This window comes from Variovorax sp. 10N432, assembly GCF_056394465.1.
Map to the genome: position 1 here is coordinate 1 of NZ_JBFTHX010000155.1, position 456 is coordinate 456.

Annotated in this window: 1 pseudogene; it reads left to right on the top strand. The window is 66.7% G+C overall.

The annotated features are described in order from the left end of the window. Positions 1-15 precede the first annotated feature (15 nt). Positions 16-456: pseudogene (locus AC1DF3_RS37120) on the top strand (hypothetical protein); the annotation flags it as partial.

A 456-nucleotide genomic window follows, 5' to 3' on the forward strand; every position in this document is an offset into this window, starting at 1 on the left:
CGCGGCGCGGTGAACATGTCGCAGCTGAACGCGACCAACCAGAGCGTGGCCGGCAATACGAACGCGATCGGCGCCCTGGGCGACCGCGTGACGCAGAACACGACCGACATCGCCGGCAACACGGGCGAGATCAACACGCTCAAGAACAGCGTGAACAGCGTGACCAACGGCACGGCAGGCCTGGTGCAGCAAGCTGCAGCCGGTGCCGACCTGACGGTGGGCAAGGCCACCGACGGCGTGGCGGTGGACTTCGCCGACAAGGACGGCAAGACCCGCACGCTGAAGAACGTCACGGCCGGCGTCGCCGACAAGGACGCGGTGAACATGTCGCAGCTGAACGCGACCAACCAGAGCGTGGCCGGCAATACGAACGCGATCGGCGCCCTGGGCGACCGCGTGACGCAGAACACGACCGACATCGCCGGCAACACGGGCGAGATCAACACGCTCAAGAAC